Origin of the sequence: Nostoc paludosum FACHB-159, from assembly GCF_014698835.1 — a bacterium.
Classification (GTDB): Bacteria; Cyanobacteriota; Cyanobacteriia; order Cyanobacteriales; family Nostocaceae; genus Nostoc; species Nostoc paludosum.
On the sequence record NZ_JACJTU010000119.1, the window covers coordinates 1 to 6745 of the forward strand.

6 protein-coding genes and 1 pseudogene are annotated in these 6745 nt (G+C 39.1%); 2 read left to right on the forward strand and 5 right to left on the reverse strand.

What is annotated here, in order from left to right; all coding sequences use genetic code 11:
* Positions 1–229: 229 nt before the first annotated feature.
* The 5 genes from H6H03_RS41005 to H6H03_RS38695 all read right to left on the reverse strand — a co-directional run bounded on the left by H6H03_RS41005 (position 230) and on the right by H6H03_RS38695 (position 3840).
* Positions 230–763 (reverse strand): HARBI1 family protein, encoded by a 534-nt coding sequence (locus tag H6H03_RS41005; protein ID WP_313932038.1) that lies wholly within the window; start codon positions 761–763, stop codon positions 230–232.
* An 8-nt stretch (positions 764–771) separates the two neighbouring features.
* Positions 772–1152, reverse strand: coding sequence for a helix-turn-helix domain-containing protein (locus H6H03_RS41010; protein ID WP_242058218.1), 381 nt, complete (start codon positions 1150–1152; stop codon positions 772–774).
* 327 nt (positions 1153–1479) lie between these two features.
* Complete coding sequence (locus H6H03_RS38685) at positions 1480–1638, reverse strand: hypothetical protein (RefSeq protein ID WP_190960280.1); 159 nt, start codon at positions 1636–1638, stop codon at positions 1480–1482.
* Complete coding sequence (gene iscB / locus H6H03_RS38690) at positions 1625–2905, reverse strand: RNA-guided endonuclease IscB (RefSeq protein ID WP_190960277.1); 1281 nt, start codon at positions 2903–2905, stop codon at positions 1625–1627. The genes H6H03_RS38685 and iscB overlap by 14 nt, the downstream gene beginning before the upstream one ends.
* 593 nt (positions 2906–3498) lie before the next feature.
* Positions 3499–3840, reverse strand: coding sequence for a hypothetical protein (locus H6H03_RS38695; protein ID WP_190960278.1), 342 nt, complete (start codon positions 3838–3840; stop codon positions 3499–3501).
* A 452-nt stretch (positions 3841–4292) separates the two neighbouring features.
* Here H6H03_RS38695 and H6H03_RS38700 point away from each other — a divergent pair.
* Positions 4293–5971, forward strand: a pseudogene (locus H6H03_RS38700) (IS1182 family transposase).
* Between the two features lie 93 nt (positions 5972–6064).
* Positions 6065–6541: a hypothetical protein gene (locus tag H6H03_RS38705; protein WP_242058219.1), complete on the forward strand. Its 477-nt coding sequence runs from the start codon at positions 6065–6067 to the stop codon at positions 6539–6541.
* Positions 6542–6745 lie beyond the last annotated feature (204 nt).

Here is a 6745-nt window from a genome sequence, read left to right on the forward strand (position 1 = left end):
CTCATAATTCCTTACTTCTTTAAATAACTCTTTATACTCTGCACAATATTCATCTACGATCGCAACTGTTGGGTGGGCGTCTCTAGCCAAATGTTTCAGGATTTGTAATTCTACATCCATGCCCTGCTTACCTTCCAGAGTTTTTTCTTTTAATCCTTTTATTAAGAATACTCGGAAAGTGACAGAAGAGGGGTAATTAGGCAAAAATATTTAGTTATATGCGGTAATTTCAACCTGATGATATAGCCGATATTTCTAATGGTAATATTAGCGCTCGAATTCGTAACCTTACCAGTCCACAAATCGTCAAAATTACTTGCTCATATTTGTGGGGATTTAACCTAAATCTTTCTTGAACAACTCGAAATATTTTGACTGATCGAATTCGATGTTCAACAAAGATCCGTTTAGATGAAAATATTTTATTTTGTTCTTTCTGTTCAGTTGTTAGTTCTCGATTTCTTGGTTTCTTAATTTGAGTTGTAATTAAATCTTCTCCAATATATGCCTTATCCCCTTTAAATCTTTGTTTGGCATCAAACTCTGACCGATATTCTCGAAACAAAGTTATATCGCTTTTTGGCCCAGGTTCACCTGCTACAACATCAACGATATCGCTAGCATCAGGTAAAATAATCATTTGAGTTTTAAATGTATGATTACTCTTCTTGCCTGAAAAATATTTCTTTTGCTCATTATTGTCTCTAGGTCTTTCTCTGACTTGTTCATAGCTATCTACTATTAATTCATATTCTGTGAGTATTTCTTTTACTACATCATAGTCAGAAGCGTTTTTTTTATTTGTTCAAGCAAACTGGATGGCAGTAATTCTCGCAAGTTAGGCAACCAATAGTTAAATGTATCATTGGCGGTAGACTCGCTTACTTCAAACTGAATACCTAGAAGTTGGAAGGTTGTTAAATGCCGGAGATACACCAAAGTTAAAATGATTTGTTCGGGAATAGGTAATTTTGGTTTGCGACCTCCTCCACCAGCAATAACTCTAACTTTCTTAGATTCTAGTGAAGCTTGTTTTTCATGATATAAACGTTCCGCATTTAGGATTAATTGTTGTAACTGTTCATATTCCAGTCCTATTAACCTTTGTGTTTGTTTAGGATTCTCTTCAATGTAATTCAGTATATTGCTCATGCTCCTGTGCCAAAATCACTCTTTAATGTTCTTTTATCACAGAATGATACTATTTTGGAGATGTCTATTCAGTTTGATAAGTTAACTGGTTATATGCGCTCTGAAGTTGTACCGCTAACTAAATCTATTGAAGGTAATACAAATAATGCAGGTGAAGAAGTCAAACGTAAGTATAACTTTACGCCTTGTGAGCGGCCTAGTACCTTTATTGCTGTAAACGAGAATGTTTGATAGGTTCAGACAAAAATCAATGTAGTAAAAAAAAGAATCAGCTAGAATGAAGTGCTGCATAAAACAGTACTTTCTAACTGATTCTTTGAGATTTTATTATGGTTGTTGCTCTAGCATTTGGTAGCAATCAACATGAGAATTGGTAATTTCTGGAATGTGTTGAATTACAGAGTTAATTTGCTCCAACTTAAATGCGGAAAGGGGACTCCCGCCAATATTAGAATTGTCCGTTAGGACATCATTATTTGTATTCATAGCCGTCAGCTTTGTGTATGGTTTTCAGATATTTAGGATGAACATCAAACTTTTGTTCTAAAGTGTGTAGAACAAAACTAGGACGAAACCTAATTGCAATTCTGCCTGTATAAATTCCAGCAAATTTACCAGTGGGAATATTAGCTTTGACAATATCACCTGTAGTAAAACCCCGGAAATACTTAGATGAAGGTGCATGAGCTTTAGGAAAACCAAACTTATCTGGACAACAGCGTTGACGAGTACCGTGACCTTTAGCACTAATCAACAAAGGCTTGATGTTTTTGATGATTAGTTTCTCTGGTGTACTAGCTCCTACACATAGAGAATCAGCCCAGTGAGACTTATCAATTCCTTGATTGGCTCGATTCCACTTGGTTCTTCCGCCGCTACCAACTTCTAAAGATAAATCAGTTTTTTGCAATCTACGGTATAACTCCCAACGAGTTGCATTGACCACAGTAGCATCAATTAATGGTTTTTTGGCTTGAGATAAAATGCGGTTTAGCAATTCTGGTTTGTTTTTGAGGAACTCAGCAATTAACTGATTTCCTTTAGCTTGGTTACATTTTTGACAAGCAAATGTCAGATTACTAACGCGATTAGTACCACCACAGGATCTAGCAACAATATGCTCAATTTGTAACGGTACATCTTTAATCCCACAGTATGCACATTGATGTTGCCACTTCACTAAAAGGTATTGTTTGACTTCAAACCCAAACAATTCACCACGTTGATAATCTACACCTTGAATTTCTGGTTGTTCCAACTTTTGTAAGTCAAATTTAACTAACTCTTGAGAGATAGCACTAATAGGACAAAGATGACACAGCCTGTTCACCCAAGTCAAAATATTCTCAATTCGAGATTGTAACGATGGTGGTAGCCAGCCACCTTTACGTTTTCTGTTAAGAAAACGCGCCTTGCGGTATCTCGTTTTGCGTGATCGCCTTGAACGTCTCAACTGCCTTCTTGATAGAAGTGATTGCCTGATCTGAAACCCACGATGGGTTATCTCACAAGCAAATACACATCTAGCAGTATTTTCTTGCAGTACAGTCATTCCCGTGACTTTGCTGCCTGGGTCAATTTTTACCCGATGTAAGTGTGTAACTGAATGTTCTAATTTTCTGTCCTTGATAAGAATGGTAAATGGATAGCGTTTGTAGACCGCAGCCCTCTCCTGCTTTAATAACTCTCTTGCCCGTGCTGGATGGCATGGGTCGAGTGGTTGCTTGTTTTTATCTAAAACGAAAACGTACATTACTGTTGCCTCTTACCTTGCGGTAGTAAAGTTTGCCTCGCCCGGATATCATGACTTGTTCGGCTCAAAACACTGTTTGGTTCCCGTCCTTGCTGTTTAATTTTGAGCGACAGTTGCCCAGAACTGGCACGCATCCTGGGGTGTCGTGACCGTGATATCGTTTACCCGTGGGTGGGCTGGTCAATGTAGGCTTTTACAAGCCCCCGTTAGAATCTGCAAAGATCTAGCGGCGGGTCATTGACTGTTGAATCATCGACTGTAGCAGCTTGAGCTTTAGTAGATTTAGCCTGCTTATGTCACTTTCCGAGAGAGCGATCGCTATAATTCTGATCAGTCAATCAATACAAGCTATCCTATTAGAAAAAAATGAGTGTTGTATTGGTTATTAGGAAAAAATCTGGCGATTGCTTGCTACACAAAAGTCCTAGAATTCAGAAATGGTAAAAGTTTTCGGAGAGTGACAGAACAAGGGTATTAGCAGCCATAGTTGTTTCCTTGATGAGTGTTTCGCTTTTAGCTGCGTCAGCATTAGTCAAAAAAATAAATCCCACTCTGTATGAGCGAGATTTTCTGTAAAATCAGATTATTTGTGATTATTTTGCTAATAAACGTTCGCGTTGTAGCCAAGTACGTTTGTTGACTTCGAGTAGTTCTTCTAAGCCTTTGTTGAAGTGCTTAATGGAATAGTCAACCATTTGTTGTACACTGTATTTGGGGTTGTCAACTGAGCCGAATGTAGCAATAAATCTTGTTTTAAAAGCATCCCATTGTGTTTTATTCCAGTTAGTCTGTGACTGCGCTTGAATAGTTTTACCCCAGGTTTCTTGTAGCCCGTAGTAGACTGCTTTAAACTTACGCTCGTTGTAGTCAGCAATTTTGTAAATACCCATTGTGTTATCATCAATTAAACAAACTTTTTTGGTTTTAATAGCCATATTTTTTGTCTCCTATGTGAGAGTTACTTCTTAAAGAATTGAGCGTTAGCTATAGTGCTTTCTCTTCTTTATTTGGACGTAAGTCCGTGTAAAAAATAACAATTTAAAATTGGAAATGAATGCTAACCCCTCGGCTACTATCCTGTTTTCAAAAATTTTCAGCGTTCATTCAGCCTCGATGGGAGAATCTACAGTAAAACTCTGTGCAATAAATTGTTAGGCGACTTGAGTTATCGGCAAGGACTTATTTGGGAATTTTTCCTCATCTGCTTGATGTTAAGCAAAAAATGTGATGTGGTAGGAGCAAGTCTGGTCAATGATGCTGTTGGCGAAATATTTCTTCACATTTGAAAACCCGACAAATGCTCCCAGTGAGCAGAGTTTTAAGGAAAGTGGGATGATGTTGATCAACAAGCATCTACCATCACCTGCGGTGAAGGAGGAATTGAGTGATTCAACCGCAAGCCATAGACCCCATACCAGAAGAAACAGTGCGTGTGGCTCGTGCCGCTTTCCCAAAAGGCAATCTCTACATAACCATGAGGGATGAAATTGGTACTCTCTACAAAGATCAAGATTTTGAAGCACTGTTTCCAACACTTGGGCAACCCGCTTTTAGTCCTTGGCGGTTAGCTTTGGTCTGCGTGATGCAATATATCGAGGATATGACCGACAGACAAGCCGCAGATGCAGTTCGTAGCCGAATTGATTGGAAGTATGCGCTTTGTTTGGAATTAACAGACCCAGGCTTTGATTTTGGTGTACTTTGCGAGTTCAGAGTCCGAATAATCAAAGGAAGTGCCGAACAAAAGTTACTGGATATCTTGTTAAAGCAGTTTAAAGAAAAAGGAATTATCAAAGAGAAAGGAAAACAGCGCACCGATTCAACCCATGTATTGGCAGCAATTCGTAACTTGAATCGTTTGGAAAGCGTAGCCGAAACTTTGCGTGCAGCATTAAACGCAGTGGCAACGGTCGCCCCAGAATGGTTGCGCTCTTGGGTTCCCCATGAGTGGTTTGAACGTTACGGACGTGCGCTAGAAGAGTACCGTTTACCCAAAGGGGTAACTGCTCGATATAAATTAGCTGAAACTATTGGTAATGATGGTATGCAGCTATTAATAGCCATATACGAACAAGAAACGACACCTCAATTGCTGCGGCAAATACCAGCAATAGAAATTCTCCGCCAAACTTGGGTACATCAATACTATACTATATAGATTATACAAATCTAAAAGACGATGAATCTGGTAAATTATGTTGGCGTAGCGCAACAGACTTACCTCCGGCAGGCCAGCATTTTGACTCTCCTTATGATACTGATGCCCGTTACGGTAACAAACGCACCATAACCTGGACTGGTTACAAGGTACACATCACGGAAACTTGTGATGCTAACGATGTCCATTTAATTACAAATGTGGAGACGACCCCAGCCCACCTGTCCGATGTAGACCAAACACAACCAATTCATTTATCTTTGGAAGAAAAAGGCTTATCTCCAAAAGAACATATCGTAGATGCAGGTTATGTCGATAGTGAATTACTGGTAAAAAGTCAAATTGATTTTGATATAGAACTGATTGGCCCAGTACGCCCAAATGTGAGTTGGCAAGCGAAAACACCAGGTGGGTATGACATAAGCAAGTTTACAGTTGACTGGTCAGCAAAAACAGTTACCTGTCCTCAAGGACAAAAAAGTACAACTTGGACTCCTTCGATTGACCCTTGGGGGAATTCAGGAGTTAATGTCAAATTTCCTTCCAAAACTTGCCGAATCTGTAATTTCAGACACTTATGTGTCAGGTCAAAAAGTGAAAGTGAGCCAAGAAAATTAAGATTGCGCCCACAAGAAGAACACCAGATCCTTCAAACTATCCGTAAACAGCAGGATACAGATGAATGGAAAGAACGTTATAACATCCGTGCTGGTGTTGAAGGAACTTTATCACAAGCAATAAATGCTTTTGGTTTACGGCAAGCACGTTACCGCAACCTGCCAAAAGTCCGGTTACAGCATCAAATTACAGCTGTTGCCATCAACGTTGTTCGCATGGTGTCTTGGTTAAATGGTATACCTCATGCTCAGACTAGAATATCGCAGTTTGCTGCACTACGTGTTACGTAAAGACTGCAAACACTCATAGCTTTTAATCAAAAAATTCCATGTAATACACGGTTGATTTTGGCTCAGAGCTTTTTTAAAATATCCGTATATTACATGGTAGAAATATCCATGAAAAAAATGAAAAGGGATATCCAAGGTAAGTTTGCGCTTAAGAACGATGACTACCGTGAAGTACGTTCTTTGCGACTAACAGACGATACTTGGAAGAAACTAGGTATTGCCTCTGAATGTTTAGGATTAACCAGAGCAGACTATCTGGAGAAAATAATTAACAATGAACTCTCGCCGTGTAATACATGGAGGGACTCAGAACTTCTTCCATGTATTACACGGTATGAGGAGGAATTAGAGAGACTTAAAGCGCAAGGAAAGAATCTTCAAAAAGAAAATTCCGCACAGAAAGAACACTCCGCCGTTACTTTTGTTCATGACATTGTGGATTTTGAGGCAATACGCGATCGCATTTTATTTGAATTAAAGTTGGGGCGGCAGGCTTCTGGTTATAAAACAGCGCAAAAAGCCTTAGATAAAATGATTGTAGAGCTAAAATTTTTAGTTGACAGTCTCTAAATCATCCAAAAAGCTATTTCTAAGGCAAAATTTAACATCTTCCAGACATCGTGCTTCCTTTGTCGGTAATGTTAAGGAATATTTCGCCAACAGCATCGCTTTTGGTGATCACTAGTGGGCTGGTTTAGGCAGAAGGCAGAAGGCAGAGGGCAGAAGGAAGAAAGAAGAAAACTACAGAAATTCCTGCTGTGCAAGGGTTACAGA